This is a genomic window from Flagellimonas sp. 2504JD4-2, assembly GCF_053642935.1.
Map to the genome: position 1 here is coordinate 1,402,090 of NZ_JBSIOV010000001.1, position 16,265 is coordinate 1,418,354.

The window sequence follows — 16,265 nt, forward strand, 5'->3', positions numbered from 1 at the left end:
ATGAAAAAGGGAATACTGGATCTATTAAAAGGAAAGTTTTTGGTGAGCGGAGACGCTCCCAAAAACTGGATGTTTTTGCTTTTTGCCTCCTTCTTGGCGGCTATGATGATTTCCAGTAGCCATAATGCTGACAAGAAAGTGCACGAAATTGCGGCCTTGAGCGAAGAAGTCAGAAAACTAAAAAGTGAATTCTTCGAGCATCGGTCCATGGTTCAACAAATGAAGTTGGAGTCCACCCTGCGGCAAACTGTCGCGGTTGAAGGGCTAAAGCCGTCTAAAATTCCTCCGCAAAAAATAAAGGTTAAATCGAGTAGGTAGTGGCGATCACCGAAAAAAATATCATGAACAGACTTTACTTGGTTGCAGGGGGTCTGCTGGTCTTCGCTATTTGCGTAGTGGTGAAACTGGTGGATATCCAGATGATCAAGGGTGAGGACTATAAGGAATTGGCGTTGAACAAAACCGAAAAAATGTTCACGATCGAGCCCAATCGCGGTAACCTGTATTCCGACGACGGAAGTTTGTTGGCGGCATCCGTACCCAAGTACGAGATTCGATTTGATGCGAAAACGGTATCCGAAGAAAACTTTCAAAATAATGTAGCAGTGCTATCCGATTCGTTGGGGAATCTTTTTGATCGGCCTTCGTCCTATTACAGACAACTCTTCAGAAAGGCAAGGGCCAACGGAAACCGATATAAACTTGTCGCTAGGAATGTGGATTACCTGGATTATGTCCGGATAAAACAATTTCCATTGTTCAAACTGGGCCCGTACAAAGGTGGTTTTATTGAAACCCATCGCGTGGTCAGGGAATACCCTTTGGGTAAGATGGCTGCCAGGAGTATTGGATATGAGCGTGTGGATGAAAACGGTTACTATACCCGGGTAGGACTTGATGGCGCTTTTGGAGAGCAGTATTTGAGGGGGAAGGAAGGCAAGCGTCTAAAACAGAAAATAGCAAAAGGTCAATGGAAGCCTGTCGGTCTGGACAACATTGTCGAACCTCAAGATGGGTTGGATGTAGTGTCCACTATCGACATAAATATCCAGGATATAGCCCATCACGAACTTTTGGCACAGCTTGAAAAATACAATGCAGACCATGGCTGCGTGGTTGTCATGGAAACCGCAACAGGAGAGATCAAGGCTATTTCCAATTTGGGTCGTACTTCAGAAGGAAAATATTATGAAAAACTGAATTACGCTGTTGGCGAATCGCATGAGCCCGGCTCAACTTTTAAGTTGATGTCCATGGTGGCAGCGCTTGAAGACAAGGTTATTGATACGAGCACTGTAATTGATACAGAAAAAGGAAGGTACCGCATTTATGATCGCGTTGTAAAGGATTCAAAATGGGGAGGATATGGTAAAATATCGGCCTCCCATGCATTCGCAGTCTCTTCAAACACGGCATTCGCCAAGATTATTCATGAAAATTATAAGGAGAACCCTGAAAAGTTCGTCGACCGTCTGATGAATATGGGCCTTCATAAAAAATTGGGATTGCCAATAATTGGTGAGGGAAAACCTGTGATACGTTATCCTGGTGACAAAGGATGGTCGGGTATTTCCCTTGGATGGATGTCCCACGGATACGAAGTGTCCATGACACCAATGCAGACTCTAGCATTCTACAATGCCATCGCAAACGATGGTGAATTTGTTAAACCTAGATTGATTAAGGCTGTGCGTGAGGGAAGTAAAGTCTTGAAGAAATTTGACAAGGAAGTTGTAAATCCATCCATTTGTTCCAAAGAGACCGTAAGCAAAGTTCGGCAATTACTGAAAGAGGTGGTTGAAAAGGATTATGGAACCGGCAACGGTCTATACTCCAAAAGTTTCTCCATGGCTGGAAAAACTGGAACCACCCAAAAGAATTATGTTGCCAAAGACCCCGATAAGATGGCATATATCTCATCTTTCGCTGGGTATTTCCCTGCTGATAATCCAAAATACTCCTGTATTGTGGTAATCCACGAGCCAGATAAGAGCGTGGGCTACTACGGTGCTGATGTTTCGGGGCCTGTTTTCAAATCGATGGCCCAAAAAATATATACCACTTCACCTACGGTTGACGAAGTTGAAGGGAAAGCTTTGAACGAAGATGAATTGAAGGAAAAATACGAGAGGTACTATGCAAATGCCCAGAAGCAATATGCGCAAGTACCCAATGTAAAAGGAATGTGTGGTATGGATGCGGTTTCCCTATTGGAAAATTTAGGCCTGCAAGTCGAGGTTAGAGGCAATGGAAAGGTTAAAAAGCAATCCGTAGACCAGGGAACGAATATTGATCAAGTCAAAAAAATTGTGCTGGAACTTTCATGAAGCTATTGAAAGACATATTGTATAAAGTAAGTCTTAGGGCTGTAAGTGGTGATACCAATGTATTAATCAACAACGTCCATTTCGATTCTAGAAAGGTGGAGATGGACGACATTTTTGTGGCTATCCGTGGTTTGATAACGGATGGGCATAAATACATTGAAAAAGCTGTGGAATCTGGAGCCAAAGCTGTGGTGTGCGAGGAGTTGCCCGAGATTTTGGTCAATGGGGTCACCTATCTAAAAGTACCAAACAGTAATAGCGCCTTGGCTACTATCGCGGCCAATTTTTATGATAATCCTTCCAAGAACCTCAAACTGGTAGGTATTACTGGAACCAACGGTAAAACTACTGTGAGTACACTGTTGTATCGTCTGTTCAAAAAAGCAGGATTCAAAGTTGGATTGATTTCCACCATAAAAGTCATGGTGGACGATACCGAGCATCCAGCAACCCATACAACTCCGGACGTACTTACAATTAATGAGTACCTATCCCAAATGAACCAAGAAGGGGTGGAATTTTGCTTTATGGAGGTGAGCTCGCATGGAATCCATCAAAAAAGATCGGAGAGCCTACATTTTGAGGGAGCAATTTTCACGAATCTATCCCATGATCATTTGGATTACCACAAAACTTTCGCTGAGTACCGGGATACCAAGAAAAAACTATTTGATGACTTGCCCAAAACGGCATTTGCCCTGAGCAATATCGATGATAAAAATGGGTTGGTAATGCTTCAAAATACAAAAGCTAGGAAACTGACCTATGCTTTAAAGACCTATGCTGATTTTAGAGCCCAAATTTTGGAGAAGCAGTTCAACGGACAGCTTTTGAAGATTGATGACAATGAGCTTTGGTCCAAACTGATAGGCGATTTTAATGCTTACAACCTGTTGGCCATTTATGCTACTGCGGATATTCTTGGTCTTGAAAAAATGGAGACCCTAAAACTAATCAGTGAGCTGGAGAATGTTGATGGCAGGTTTCAATATTACATATCAAAAAATAAAATAACGGCAATTGTTGATTATGCCCATACTCCGGACGCGTTAAAAAATGTGTTGATAACCATCAATGCATTGAGGACTGGAAATGAAAACGTCATCACCGTAGTGGGGTGTGGTGGTGACCGTGATAAGTCTAAGCGTCCGGTTATGGGTCATATCGCATCCGAAATGAGCAATCAGGCCATTTTTACATCCGATAACCCGAGAACTGAACCTCCTTCAACAATTATTGAAGAAATGGAGGCAGGGGTGGAACCCCACAATTCCAAAAAGGTGTTGGCCATTGAAAACAGAAAACAAGCGATCAAAACAGCTTGCAAATTGGCTTTGGCCAACGACATCATATTGGTGGCGGGTAAAGGGCATGAAACCTATCAGGAAACCAATGGTGTAAGGGTCGATTTTGATGATTTTAAAGAAGTAAAAGCGGCTTTGTCCGATTTAAATAAATAATGTAGTCCATGCTGTATTACTTGTTCGAGTATTTAGAGAAACAATATCAACTGCCAGGAGCGGGTCTTTTTGGTTTTTTGACCTTTAGGGCGGCTATGGCGGTGCTGTTATCTCTTCTGATTGCTATGGTTTACGGTAAACGAATTATCCGCTTTCTGCAAAAAAAGCAAATCGGGGAGAGTATTCGCGATTTGGGTCTGGAAGGTCAAAAACAAAAAGCAGGAACTCCTACCATGGGAGGTCTGATCATTATCATGTCCACACTCTTACCGGTGTTGTTGTTTGCGGACATTAAGAACATCTATGTCATTCTTCTGATCATAACCACCATTTGGATGGGGATCATTGGCTTTATTGACGATTATATTAAAATCTTTAAAAAAGACAAGGAAGGACTCAAAGGTAGATTTAAAATAATGGGTCAGGTCGGATTGGGTTTGATTGTAGGTTCCATCCTGTATTTCCATCCACAAGTTACCATCAAGGAAAAAGATACTACGCGAATCACTGAGGACTTTAGGGTTGAGGAGGTTTTTGGACAGGAAATGAAAGCGGTCAAGACGAACGTGCCATTTATGAAGGATAACGAACTTGATTATGCCGATTGGATTTCTTGGGCGGGCGAAGGAATGGTCGAATATGCATGGTTGATCTTTATCCCTGTGGTGATTTTTATTATTACTGCGGTGTCCAATGGTGCCAATCTAACGGATGGAATAGACGGTCTGGCAGCGGGTTCTTCAGCAATAATTGCAATGGCGTTGGCAATATTTGCCTGGGTTTCGGGAAACATTCAATTTTCAGATTATTTGGACATTTTTTACCTGCCAAGAGTGGAAGAGCTTGTGGTCTTTTTAGCTGCATTTGTTGGGGCCCTGGTCGGATTTCTTTGGTACAATGCCTATCCGGCTCAGGTGTTTATGGGAGATACCGGAAGCCTTACCATAGGCGGGGTAATTGCCGTCATTGCCATTATCGTAAGAAAAGAATTGTTGATTCCATTGTTGTGCGGAATCTTCTTTGCTGAAACCCTTTCAGTAATGCTACAGGTCAGTTATTTCAAAAGGACAAAAAAGAAATATGGTAAAGGAAAGCGTCTTTTTTTAATGGCGCCCTTGCATCATCATTATCAAAAGAAATTATATCACGAGAGCAAAATAGTCACGCGATTCTGGATTATAGGTATTCTATTGGCCATTGTCAGTATTGTGACACTTAAGATCAGGTAAATGGCTCGCTTGGTGATTCTTGGTGGAGGTGAAAGTGGCGTTGGAACGGCCATTTTGGGCAAGAAAAAAGGATTTGAAGTCTTTGTCTCGGACAAAGGGGAAATAAAAAAAGAGTACAGCGAAGTTCTTAAACATTTTGAGATTGAATGGGAATCTGGTAAGCATACAGAATCCTTGATTATGAATGCCGATGTGGTAATGAAGAGCCCTGGTATTCCGGATAAGGTGCCATTGGTGCAACAGTTGGCGGAAAAGGGCATTCCAGTGATTTCTGAGATTGAGTTTGCTTCGAAATATACAGATGCAACCTTGATTGGAATCACCGGAAGCAACGGTAAGACCACAACAACCATGCTGACTCATCATTTGTTAAAAGATGGTGGTTTACATGTTGGTATAGCGGGCAACATTGGTGATAGCTATGCGAAGATGGTGGCCGAAAATGATTTTGATGAGTATGTGTTGGAAATAAGCAGCTTTCAGCTGGATGGGATAAGGGATTTCAAACCGCATATCGCCATTCTGACCAACATCACACCAGATCATTTAGATCGATATGATTATCAGTTTGAAAAATATATCGCTTCAAAATTTCGAATTGCCATGAATCAGAACGGGAACGATTACCTGATATATGATGCGGACGATGAAGTGATTCAAAATTGGTTAAAAAAACATCCTGTTCAATCCAAATTGATTCCTTTTTCCTTAAGGGAAAAGCGAGAACAAGGGGCTTGGCTGGATAATGCAACAATAAAAATGAACGTAGAACATAAAACCTTGGAAATGAGTACAGATATTTTGGCCCTTCAAGGGCAGCACAACGTAAAAAATACCATGGCAGCAGGTTTAGCGGCACTTTTGGTAAACGTGAGGAAGGAAACTATCCGTAAAAGTATCCAAACCTTCCAAGGCGTCCCGCATCGATTGGAGCAGGTGCTGAAAATTAATCATGTGGAATACGTAAACGATTCCAAGGCGACCAATGTGAACGCCACATATTATGCCCTTGATGGCATTAAAAAACCCATTGTGTGGATTGCGGGGGGAGTTGATAAGGGGAACGACTATTCAGAATTGATGCCCTTGGTTCGTGAAAAAGTAAAGGCAATTATCTGCTTGGGAATGGATAATACCAAATTGAAGGACGCATTTGGCAATGTGATAGACCTAATGGTGGAGACCTATTCCATGGAGGAGGCCATAAAAGTGGCTTACAAGATTTCGGAAAGAGGAGATTCCGTATTGCTTTCGCCGGCATGTGCAAGCTTCGACCTTTTTGAAAATTATGAGGATAGGGGCGATCAGTTTAAGGCAGCAGTAAAAAATCTATAAATAGCGATAAGGTGTTGGCAGTATTTAAAAATTTGAAAGGTGATAAAGCCATTTGGGGCGTAGTGGCCCTATTGGCACTTTTCTCATTTTTACCTGTTTACAGTGCCAGTACCAATTTGGTCTATGTAAATGACGACGGTACAACGATTGGGCATTTGGTGAAGCATGCCGTATTGCTATTTCTCGGTTTCGGGATAATCTACGCGGTCCATCGCATACCCACACATTATTTCAAAGGGCTTTCCATCATTGCCCTGCCCATTGTACTCATTCTGTTGGCCTATACTTTAACCGTAGAGACCAAAATTGGAGGCGTAACTGCAAACAGATGGATTAAGATTCCGTTTGTTGGGGTCAATTTTCAAACCTCGACCTTGGCTTCGGTTGTATTAATGATTTGGATTGCCCGTTATTTGACCAAGATCAAGGACGTGTCCATTACCTTTAAAGAAAGCATTTTGCCGCTTTGGCTACCAACAGCTTTAGTGGTGTTGCTGATTTTACCCGAAAACTTTTCCACAGCGGCCATTATCTGTATTTTGGTACTAGTGCTCTGCTTTTTGGGAGGATATCCTTTAAAATATTTGTTCAGTATCGTCGGAGTTGGTTTGGTTCTGGCATCGATGTTCTTGTTTGTGGTGTTTAAAACTCCTGAGGTTATTCCTGGGGAAAGGGCCACTACTTGGAAATCAAGAATTGAAACCTTCTGGAGCCCTGAAAAAGCTGGAAAAGACGACTTGCACCAATTGACCTTGGCAAAGATTGCCATTGCAGAGGGTGGAGTTGTAGGCAAAGGCGCCGGAAAGAGCGTGATAAAAAACATGCTTTCGCAGAGTACGTCAGATTTCATTTTTGCCATCATTATTGAGGAATATGGACTGTTGGGAGGTGGTGCCCTGCTATTTTTCTATCTGTTATTACTTTTTCGGATTGTGGTAGTGGCAAATTCGGCGAAGACCATTTTTTCTAAACTTTTGGTGATAGGAGTGGGGCTGCCGATCGTTTTTCAAGCTTTTATCAATATGGCCGTAGTGGTGCAACTGTTTCCGGTAACCGGACAACCATTGCCATTGATAAGCATGGGGGGTACATCCATTTGGATGACCTGTATGGCGATAGGAATTGTATTGAGCGCAAGCAACAAAAAAGAGAATTTGGAGGAGGAATCCTATGATATAGATGAAACCAATCCTTTAGAAGTATTAAGTGGGCAGTTATAGGTTTATACTTTCTGGAGGAGGTACGGGAGGACATATTTATCCGGCGATAGCCATAGCCAATGAGTTAAAAAGGAGGCATCCAGAAGCGGAGTTTTTATTCGTTGGGGCGAAGGATAAGATGGAAATGGAAAAGGTACCGCAGGCTGGCTTTAAAATCGAAGGTCTGTGGATAAGCGGATTGCAACGGAAACTGACATTGAAAAATCTCATGTTTCCAGTAAAACTGATAAGTAGTTTGTTCAGAGCACGCAACATAGTAAGAAAGTTTCGACCCGATGCAGCCATTGGCACTGGGGGATTTGCCAGCGGTCCATTGTTAAAGATGGCGGCCAGCAAGGGAATCCCATGTGTGCTTCAGGAACAAAATTCATTTGCGGGCATCACGAACAAATTATTGGCAGCTAAGGCCAAAACTATTTGCGTGGCCTATGACGGGATGGAAAAGTTTTTTCCAAAGGAAAAAATAATCAAGACTGGGAATCCGGTACGCTCCGATTTGGTCAGTCTTAAGGTTGGTCAGTCTGAAGCCCTTCAATTTTTTGGACTGAATCCGGAAAAAAAGACGGTCCTGATTATCGGAGGAAGTCTTGGAGCACGAAGAATCAACCAATTGATTGAAAAGGAGCTCGAATTTTTCGAAGAAGCGGGAATTCAGTTGCTGTGGCAATGCGGTAAGCTGTATCACGAAGATTATAAGAAGTACGATGCTGATGGCGTCAAGGTAAAGGCATTTCTAAATAAAATGGACCATGCCTATGCCGCGGCAGATGTGATAATATCAAGGGCAGGAGCAGGGTCGGTATCCGAGCTTTGTTTGGTTGGAAAGCCTACGATTTTTATTCCCTCGCCCAATGTGGCTGAGGACCACCAAACCAAAAACGCAATGGCATTGGTGGCAAAGGACGCTGCCATATTGTTGAAGGAAAGCAAACTGGATGAAGAATTTGAAGCGACTTTTTTGAAACTCATGAATTCTAACGAATTACAAGCTTCGTTGGGAGCGAACATCCAAAAGTTGGCTTTGCCTAGGGCAACAGAACACATTGTTGATGAAATTGAAAAGTTGCTGAAAAGCAAAGATCAAAATGAACGTAAACTTTAGACTTAAGTTTTGAACTTGAAAAGCATACATAACGTCTTCTTTATTGGTATCGGAGGTATTGGTATGTCCGCACTGGCACGTTATTTCAGTTTTGTTGGAAAGCAAGTAGTGGGGTACGACAAAACCAAGACCCCAATCACCGATGAATTGGTTGAAAATGGCATAAACGTTCATTTTGAGGACGATTTGGATTTGATTCCGGAATCTTTCAAAAACACAGAAAACACATTGGTGGTTTTTACTCCCGCGGTACCCGGATCACATTCGCAACTGCAATTTTTCAGAGATAATGGTTTTGAGGTGAAAAAGCGTTCCGAAGTATTGGGCATTATCACCAAAGACACTTTTTGCTTTGCGGTGGCAGGAACACATGGGAAGACCACTACATCTTGTATTTTGGCTCATATCCTAAAGGAAACAGGAACACCGTTGACGGCATTTTTAGGGGGTATTTCAGAGGATTTCAATAGCAATTTTGTACTGGATGGAACCGAATATTCTGTTGTGGAAGCAGATGAATTTGACCGTTCTTTTTTACAGTTGTCGCCCAATGTTGCGTGCATCACCTCTATGGATGCTGATCATTTGGATATCTATGGCACGGATACGGCCTTAAAGCAGTCCTTTGTCGATTTCACGAAAAAAATAAAACCCGAAGGATTACTTTTTGTTCGAAAGGGATTGCCTATAGCGGGATACACCTACGGCATTGAGGACGATGCCGATTATTGTATAGAAAATATTTCAATTGAACGTGGTACCTACATATTTGATTTGATCACTCCTTCCGAAGTATTGAAACAGGTACGTTTCAACAAGCCTGGAAGGCACAATTTGCTCAATGGATTAGCTGCTTTTGCCATGGCGGTGCAAACAGGGACCCCGCCCCACCGCCTAGCTAAAGCTTTGGGTACGTTCAAGGGCGTGCAGCGCAGGTTTTCGTATCAGTTGAAGGAAAAGGATTTTGTCTTTATCGACGATTATGCACATCATCCTACGGAAATCAATGCAGTATATGATGCGGTCAGGGAAATGCATCCAGGGGATGAGATTACTGTGGTTTTTCAACCCCATTTGTTTTCAAGAACAAAGGATTTTGCCGATGAGTTTGCCTCAAGCCTTTCCAAGTTTGATGCGATTCTATTGATGGAGATTTACCCGGCACGTGAAGAACCCATTGAAGGGGTGACATCAACCTGGCTTTTGGATAAAATAAACAACCCCAAAAAGAAATTGGTTTCAAAATCAAATCTTATTGAGGAAATAAAATATAGTAAAACTGGAGTTTTGGTCACTATGGGTGCAGGAGATATTGGATTGGAAGTGCCAAAAATCAAAAAAGAATTGGCCTATGCGAGTTAATTGGAATGCTATCAAATTAATCCTTTTGATGATGGTTGTAATCGGACTTTACGGCTTTTCCGATTACAGGAGCAAGCAGAAAAAGATCACAGATATCTCCATTAATTTTTTGGGAGACAACAGTTTATATTTAACTGAAGCCTCAGTTAATAAATTGTTAATACAAAATTATGGGAGCCTAAAAAATAGGCCCAAAGAAGGATTAGCTTTGAATACCATAGAGAAGGTAATTCTGACTAACGATATGGTGAAACAAGCCCAAGTCTATCTTACTGTAAATGGAGAACTTATATCTAAGATTGTTCAGCGTAAACCGATTGGGAGAATAGAGGGAGTCTCTAAATTTTATTTGGATGATTTAGGAGAGCGTATGCCACTTTCCAAGAATCATTCTGCTAGGGTTCCCATTATTACGGGCCAAATCACGGGTAAAACCTTGGAGGATGCCTATACAATTCTCAATTATATAAACGAGGATGATTTTTTGCGGAAAAATGTTATCGGCATTCATATTGAGGAAGAAGGAAAATATCAACTAAAGTTTCGATTGGAAAACTTTGTGGTGAATTTGGGAGGGGTGGAGAACCTCAATGAGAAGTTCAAAAATTTTATGGCGTTTTATGCAAAAGCAACCAAGGATAATTCCTTGGAGAAATACGCTGTTGTGAGTTTAGAATTTGACAATCAAGTGGTTTGTACCAAAATTTAAGATATGGAACAAAGTAAATATTCAGTTGGATTGGACATTGGAACTACCAAGATCGTAGCGATCATTGGTAGGGAAAATGAATACGGTAAAATTGAGATTTTGGGCACTGGTAAATCCAAGAGCCTAGGAGTTCACCGTGGAGTGGTCAATAATATCACCCAGACTATTTCCTCAATTCAGCAAGCTGTAGAGCAGGCAGAAGTTGATGCAGGATTAAAGATTGGTTCGGTTGTCGTGGGTATAGCGGGCCAACATATCAGAAGCCTTCAGCATAGCGATTACATCACCAGACCAAACTCTGAAGAGGTCATTAATGATGATGATTTGGAAAAACTATGCAACCAAGTTTACAAATTGGTGATGCTTCCAGGAGAAGAAATTATCCATGTGTTGCCACAGGAGTATAAAGTGGATGGACAATCTGAAATAAAAGAACCGAAGGGAATGTATGGCGGTCGTTTGGAGGCCAATTTCCATGTGGTTGTGGGTCAGGTATCCTCCATAAAAAATATCGGTCGCTGCATCAAAAGTGCTGGACTGGACCTTGGGAACATCACTTTGGAGCCACTGGCATCTGCCGAAGCGGTTTTGAGTCAAGAAGAAAAAGAAGCAGGTGTTGCTTTAATCGATATAGGTGGTGGAACTACCGATTTGGCCATATTTAAAGATGGAATAATCCGTCATACCTCCGTAATTCCTTTCGGAGGTAACGTGATTACCGAGGATATTAAAGAAGGCTGCTCCATTATCGAAAAGCAGGCTGAACTGTTGAAGATAAAATTTGGGTCTGCCTGGCCGGGTGAAAACAAGGATAACGAGATTGTTTCCATTCCCGGGTTAAGAGGTCGTGAGCCCAAAGAGATTACCCTAAAGAATCTGTCCAAAATAATCCATGCCCGTGTCGTTGAGATCATTGAGCAGGTGTATGTTGAAATCAAAAACTACGGACATGAGGATCAGAAGAAAAAGCTGATTGCTGGAATCGTTCTTACCGGAGGAGGAAGCCAATTGAAACACCTGAAACAATTGGTGGAATACATCACTGGAATGGATACCCGCATCGGTTATCCCAACGAGCATTTGGCCGGAGATTCAGATGAAGAAGTGGCCAGCCCATTATATGCTACGGCAGTAGGATTGTTGATGAATGCTTTGGAAACCAAAACCGACAACGTTTTGGAAAGCGAAATGGAACAGGAAGAGGAGGAAATCTTGGTTGGACAAGAAAGCACAGCAGGTCAGGCTGCAGGTACGCAGACATCACCTAGAAAATCAATTTTTGACAAGTGGTCTGAGAAATTGAAGGATTTCTTGGACAATGCAGAATAATAACCCCTAAACAACAAACAAAAAACTGTCATGAGTAATAGCACCGAATTTGACAATATTGGTTTTGATCTTCCAAAGAACAAAAGCAACGTGATAAAAGTAATTGGCGTTGGAGGTGGAGGTAGTAATGCCATAAACCACATGTTCCAGGCCGGGATTAACGGAGTTGACTTCGTAATCTGCAATACAGATGCACAGGCATTACAGAACAGTGCGGTCCCCAACAAAATACAATTGGGCGTTTCATTGACTGAGGGACTTGGCGCAGGAGCCAATCCCGAGGTTGGCGAACAAGCCGCTCTCGAGAGTATGGAAGATATCAAGGTGATGTTGGAAAACACCACCAAAATGGCCTTTATCACCGCAGGTATGGGTGGGGGAACAGGAACAGGTGCAGCCCCCGTTATTGCCAAGGTGGCCAGAGAGATGGATATTCTTACTGTCGGAATCGTTACGATACCTTTTCAATTTGAGGGTGCCATGCGAAACAAGCAGGCTCAGGCGGGTATCGAAAAGTTAAGGGCCAATGTGGATTCCTTAATTGTAATCAATAACAATAAACTTCGCGAAGTATACGGTAATTTGGGGTTCAAGGCCGGCTTTTCCAAGGCAGATGAGGTGTTGGCAACGGCAGCGAGGGGTATTGCAGAAGTTATAACCCATCATTATACTCAAAATATTGACCTTAGGGATGCAAAAACAGTACTTTCCAACAGTGGTACTGCCATTATGGGATCCGCTACTGCTTCCGGCTCAGCAAGGGCGGGAGAAGCCATTGCAAAGGCGTTGGATTCCCCCTTATTGAATGACAACAAGATAAATGGTGCTAAAAATGTGTTGTTGCTCATTGTTTCAGGTTCGCAGGAAATCACTATCGATGAAATAGGTGAAATCAATGATTACATTCAGATAGAGGCAGGCCATGGTGCAAACATCATCATGGGTGTTGGGGAAGACGAAAACTTGGGTGATGCCATTGCGGTAACCGTAATCGCAACCGGTTTCAATATTGACCAACAGGATGATATTGTAAACACCGAGACCAAAAAGGTGTTTTATACACTTGAAGACGAGCAAACGGCAGAGCAAGAACTGACAACTGAAACCACTTCGGTCCAAGATATCAAAATCGAAAAAACTCCGGTAGAACCTGAGCCTGAGGTGGTTCGACATACCCTAGAAATGGAAGAGGTAGAGGAGGTAAAGCCGAAAGCGGAGGAATCAGACCTTATTCCCACTACGAAATATATCAGAAACTTTAATGTCTTTTATGAAGAAGTAGTTCCGGAGAATGTAGAGGATGACTTTGTGATTATCGAAGCTAAAAGCATTTTAAACGACATTGAGGTTGTTGAACCTGAAGTTGTTTCTCCCAATGCTGCGGAAGACCAGTTTGCATTGAGTTTTGATATGCCTTTGAATGCCAATCCGGAAGATGAGGAAAAAGAACATACCATCACTTTCAATCTTGATGATACGGTTAAGGATATTGATGTGAATGAGTATGTTGAGGTAAAACCGGTCTTGGAATACAAAAAGGAAGGAGAGACGCGATACAACCTTGAAGAATACATGGAGCTTGAAACCCAGCTGACAGGCGCTAGATCTGTTGCGGAAACCCATGAGCCCAAATTGGTGGAGGATGAATTGGTTTTTGAAAAGAAAACCATCAAGACGGAAGCTTCATCAGAAAACCAGGATGCTTCAGGAAATGTAGATCCATTTAACAGCTCAATCAACGATATGTTGAAGGACCGGGCTGATGAGCGCAGAAAGAAGTTGAAGAACTTCAATTATAAATTTCAGAACAACAGAAATAGCATTGACGAAATAGAGAAGCAGCCTGCCTATAAAAGGCAAGGGGTGGATTTGGATGATACGCCACAAGAACAGAAGGTCTCTAGGACCACTTTGAGTGAGGATAGCAACGATGATTTACAATTGCGTTCCAATAACTCATTCTTGCACGATAATGTTGATTAGTAGTGTTTAAATTGACTCCATTTTTTAATGGAAAACCTAAACCCGTTAGTTGAAAAACTTTCGGGTTTATTTTTTATCTTCGCAGCCCAAAATAAAGAGAAAATGAGTTTGCAAGAACAAGTAATGGCAGAGATGAAAGCTGCGATGAAAGCTAAGGATACTGTTGCCTTGGAATCGTTGCGAGCCATTAAATCGGCAATTTTGTTGGCTAAGACGGATAAAGGCGGTGGCGGAGAGCTTTCCGATGCGGATGAAGTAAAACTGGTTCAGAAGTTGGTAAAGCAGCGGAAAGACAGTGCGGCCATTTTCAAGGAACAAGGAAGGGATGACCTTGCGGCGCCTGAATTGGCCCAAGTTGCAGTAATTGAAAAGTTTTTACCGGAACAGCTTACGGAAGAAGAAATTGAAAAAGTGGTGGTACAGACCATTGATTCGATTGGAGCTTCGGGAATGCAAGATATGGGTAAGGTAATGGGTATAGTTTCCAAGGAATTGGCCGGTCAGGCTGATGGAAAGACCATTTCGACCATCGTAAAAGCAAAGTTAAGTTCATAATAAAAGGCCACGTAGCTCAGCTGAATAGAGCACTGGATTTCGGCTCCAGCGGTCGTAGGTTTGAATCCTACCGTGGTCACTTAGATTTATCAATTAAATTCAAAAAGTCTGTAAATCAATGATTTATGGACTTTTTCGGTTTAATAAATATCGTTTGATATCATATAGAACCACCCTGTTTGGTGAGTGATTCGGTGCGTACTTTTTGGTATTCGCAAAAAAGAGGGTGATGGTATGTTAAAAAATTGAGGTTCAGTTTTTAAGCAAAAAGTTGGTTGAAATTAAATAACTAAAAGCTTAAGAAAATGAACGATTCCTTCTCCATTTTGTTCTATATCAGGAAAAATTCTCCTGATAAAAATGGTAACAGCACTATCTATCTCAGAATTACGGTTAACGGAAAACGAGCAGAAACAAGTGTCCATCGGAAAATTAAAGTTGAGGATTGGAATACTGGTTCTGGACGCGCCAAAAACTCTAAGACATCCAATCGTGAGCTGAATAGGTTCTTAGAGGATGTGCGCGCTCGATTGTATCAAATTCAAGGAAACTTCGTTAAGGATGGAAAGCATTATACCGCCCAAATGATAAAGAGGGTGTTTCAGGGTAAAAGTACACGACATAAAACGCTGCTAATTATCTATAGCAACCATAACAAAGAGATTTCCGAATTGGTTGGAACGGAGTTCTCCTCGGGTGCCTATCAAAGACACCAAAGGACAGCTCGGCATTTAAAATCGTTTATTTTCAAAGAGTATGGCTATGCTGATATCAATGTTAAAGATGTGGATTTGAACTTCATCAAACGTTTTGAGCATTTCCTAAAAACCAACCTCAGGTCATGTGGGCAGAATACCGTGACTAAATATGTCACCAACCTAAAAAAGATAATGCGCATCTGCTATGCCAATGACTGGATAGGCAAAGACCCTTTTTACCACTGGAAGGCAAAATGGAAGATAGTGGAAAGGGATATGCTAAACGAAAGGGAACTGAAGATTTTGATGGAAATCGATATGCCCAATCCAAGATTGGAACACGTTAGAGATGTATTTGTCTTCTGCTGCTTTACGGGACTATCCTATATCGATGTTGAAAAATTGTCTAACAACCATATAGTACTGGATATGAACGGTGAAAAATGGATAAAAATCAATCGCTCAAAAACCAATATTAAAAGCCGCGTTCCGCTACTTCCAGTAGCAGAAGAAATCCTAAAAAAGTACAATGGATATTTAAATACTAGAGAGGGTAAACTTCTTCCCGTAATCAGTAACCAAAAGTTGAATGTCTACCTAAAGGAGATTGCCATATTTTGCAATATAGATAAGAAGTTAACCTTTCATTTGTCAAGACATACTTTTGCTACAACGGTTACCCTGGCGAATGGGGTTCCCATAGAATCAGTTAGTAAAATGCTAGGTCATTCTTCTTTAAAGACGACCCAGATATACGCCAAGGTGATTGATAAGAAGTTACTTAATGACATGAAACTTATTATGGGTAAATATTGAAAGGAAATGAATCCATAAAATAAGAGAGTCCCCAACTACTTACGCTAGACTTTTGCGCATGTTTTGCGCTAGGTTTTTGTTACATCCAGATAGATAGGTGTAAAGTAAAATTCAATCTAATTTTTTTCTTAAATAGTACA

The 16,265-nt window shown here is 41.7% G+C and carries 13 protein-coding genes and 1 tRNA gene; all 14 read left to right on the forward strand.

Going from position 1 to position 16,265, the window contains the following annotated elements; genetic code table 11:
* The 14 genes from ACULLH_RS06285 (at nt 1) to ACULLH_RS06350 (ending at nt 16,125) form a co-directional block, all read left to right on the forward strand.
* Nucleotides 1-318 (forward strand): FtsL-like putative cell division protein, encoded by a 318-nt coding sequence (locus ACULLH_RS06285; RefSeq protein WP_454087870.1) that lies wholly within the window; start codon nt 1-3, stop codon nt 316-318.
* Nucleotides 318-2,327: a penicillin-binding protein gene (locus ACULLH_RS06290; protein WP_454087871.1), complete on the forward strand. Its 2,010-nt coding sequence runs from the start codon at nt 318-320 to the stop codon at nt 2,325-2,327. The genes ACULLH_RS06285 and ACULLH_RS06290 overlap by 1 nt, the downstream gene beginning before the upstream one ends.
* Nucleotides 2,324-3,787: a UDP-N-acetylmuramoyl-L-alanyl-D-glutamate--2,6-diaminopimelate ligase gene (locus tag ACULLH_RS06295; protein ID WP_454087872.1), complete on the forward strand. Its 1,464-nt coding sequence runs from the start codon at nt 2,324-2,326 to the stop codon at nt 3,785-3,787. The genes ACULLH_RS06290 and ACULLH_RS06295 overlap by 4 nt, the downstream gene beginning before the upstream one ends.
* An 8-nt stretch (nt 3,788-3,795) precedes the next feature.
* Nucleotides 3,796-5,016 carry a phospho-N-acetylmuramoyl-pentapeptide-transferase gene (gene mraY, locus ACULLH_RS06300; protein ID WP_454087873.1) on the forward strand — a complete coding sequence of 407 codons (1,221 nt, stop codon included), beginning with the start codon at nt 3,796-3,798 and terminating at the stop codon, nt 5,014-5,016.
* Nucleotides 5,017-6,351, forward strand: coding sequence for a UDP-N-acetylmuramoyl-L-alanine--D-glutamate ligase (gene murD, locus ACULLH_RS06305; RefSeq protein ID WP_454087874.1), 1,335 nt, complete (start codon nt 5,017-5,019; stop codon nt 6,349-6,351). It begins immediately after the preceding gene.
* An 11-nt stretch (nt 6,352-6,362) separates the two neighbouring features.
* A complete protein-coding gene (locus ACULLH_RS06310; RefSeq protein WP_454087875.1) occupies nt 6,363-7,571 on the forward strand; it encodes an FtsW/RodA/SpoVE family cell cycle protein in 1,209 nt (402 codons plus the stop codon).
* Nucleotides 7,558-8,673, forward strand: coding sequence for an undecaprenyldiphospho-muramoylpentapeptide beta-N-acetylglucosaminyltransferase (murG, locus tag ACULLH_RS06315; protein WP_454087876.1), 1,116 nt, complete (start codon nt 7,558-7,560; stop codon nt 8,671-8,673). The genes ACULLH_RS06310 and murG overlap by 14 nt, the downstream gene beginning before the upstream one ends.
* Before the next feature lie 9 nt (nt 8,674-8,682).
* The gene (gene murC / locus ACULLH_RS06320; protein WP_454087877.1) at nt 8,683-10,035 is read left to right on the forward strand and encodes a UDP-N-acetylmuramate--L-alanine ligase; all 1,353 of its coding nucleotides are present in this window, start codon (nt 8,683-8,685) and stop codon (nt 10,033-10,035) included.
* 28 nt (nt 10,036-10,063) lie between these two features.
* Nucleotides 10,064-10,744 carry a cell division protein FtsQ/DivIB gene (locus ACULLH_RS06325; RefSeq protein ID WP_454087878.1) on the forward strand — a complete coding sequence of 227 codons (681 nt, stop codon included), beginning with the start codon at nt 10,064-10,066 and terminating at the stop codon, nt 10,742-10,744.
* Between the two features lie 3 nt (nt 10,745-10,747).
* On the forward strand, nt 10,748-12,073 hold the full coding sequence (gene ftsA / locus ACULLH_RS06330; RefSeq protein ID WP_454087879.1) for a cell division protein FtsA: 1,326 nt from the start codon (nt 10,748-10,750) through the stop codon (nt 12,071-12,073).
* 30 nt (nt 12,074-12,103) lie between these two features.
* Nucleotides 12,104-14,056, forward strand: a complete 1,953-nt coding sequence (gene ftsZ / locus ACULLH_RS06335) for a cell division protein FtsZ (protein WP_454087880.1) — start codon at nt 12,104-12,106, stop codon at nt 14,054-14,056.
* Between the two features lie 102 nt (nt 14,057-14,158).
* Nucleotides 14,159-14,611, forward strand: a complete 453-nt coding sequence (locus ACULLH_RS06340; RefSeq protein WP_454087881.1) for a GatB/YqeY domain-containing protein — start codon at nt 14,159-14,161, stop codon at nt 14,609-14,611.
* A 5-nt stretch (nt 14,612-14,616) separates the two neighbouring features.
* Nucleotides 14,617-14,690, forward strand: a tRNA-Arg gene (locus ACULLH_RS06345).
* 226 nt (nt 14,691-14,916) lie between these two features.
* Nucleotides 14,917-16,125 carry a site-specific integrase gene (locus tag ACULLH_RS06350; RefSeq protein ID WP_454087882.1) on the forward strand — a complete coding sequence of 403 codons (1,209 nt, stop codon included), beginning with the start codon at nt 14,917-14,919 and terminating at the stop codon, nt 16,123-16,125.
* Nucleotides 16,126-16,265: the final 140 nt, after the last annotated feature.

Bases quoted from the DNA above. Each gene is read 5' to 3' on its own strand.
- ACULLH_RS06285 (WP_454087870.1), top strand. From the start codon at position 1: ATGAAAAAGGGAATACTGGATCTATTAAAAGGAAAGTTTTTGGTGAGC.
- ACULLH_RS06295 (WP_454087872.1), top strand. From the start codon at position 2,324: ATGAAGCTATTGAAAGACATATTGTATAAAGTAAGTCTTAGGGCTGTA.
- mraY (WP_454087873.1), top strand. From the start codon at position 3,796: ATGCTGTATTACTTGTTCGAGTATTTAGAGAAACAATATCAACTGCCA.
- murD (WP_454087874.1), top strand. From the start codon at position 5,017: ATGGCTCGCTTGGTGATTCTTGGTGGAGGTGAAAGTGGCGTTGGAACG.
- ACULLH_RS06325 (WP_454087878.1), top strand. From the start codon at position 10,064: ATGATGGTTGTAATCGGACTTTACGGCTTTTCCGATTACAGGAGCAAG.
- ftsA (WP_454087879.1), top strand. From the start codon at position 10,748: ATGGAACAAAGTAAATATTCAGTTGGATTGGACATTGGAACTACCAAG.
- ftsZ (WP_454087880.1), top strand. From the start codon at position 12,104: ATGAGTAATAGCACCGAATTTGACAATATTGGTTTTGATCTTCCAAAG.
- ACULLH_RS06340 (WP_454087881.1), top strand. From the start codon at position 14,159: ATGAGTTTGCAAGAACAAGTAATGGCAGAGATGAAAGCTGCGATGAAA.
- ACULLH_RS06350 (WP_454087882.1), top strand. From the start codon at position 14,917: ATGAACGATTCCTTCTCCATTTTGTTCTATATCAGGAAAAATTCTCCT.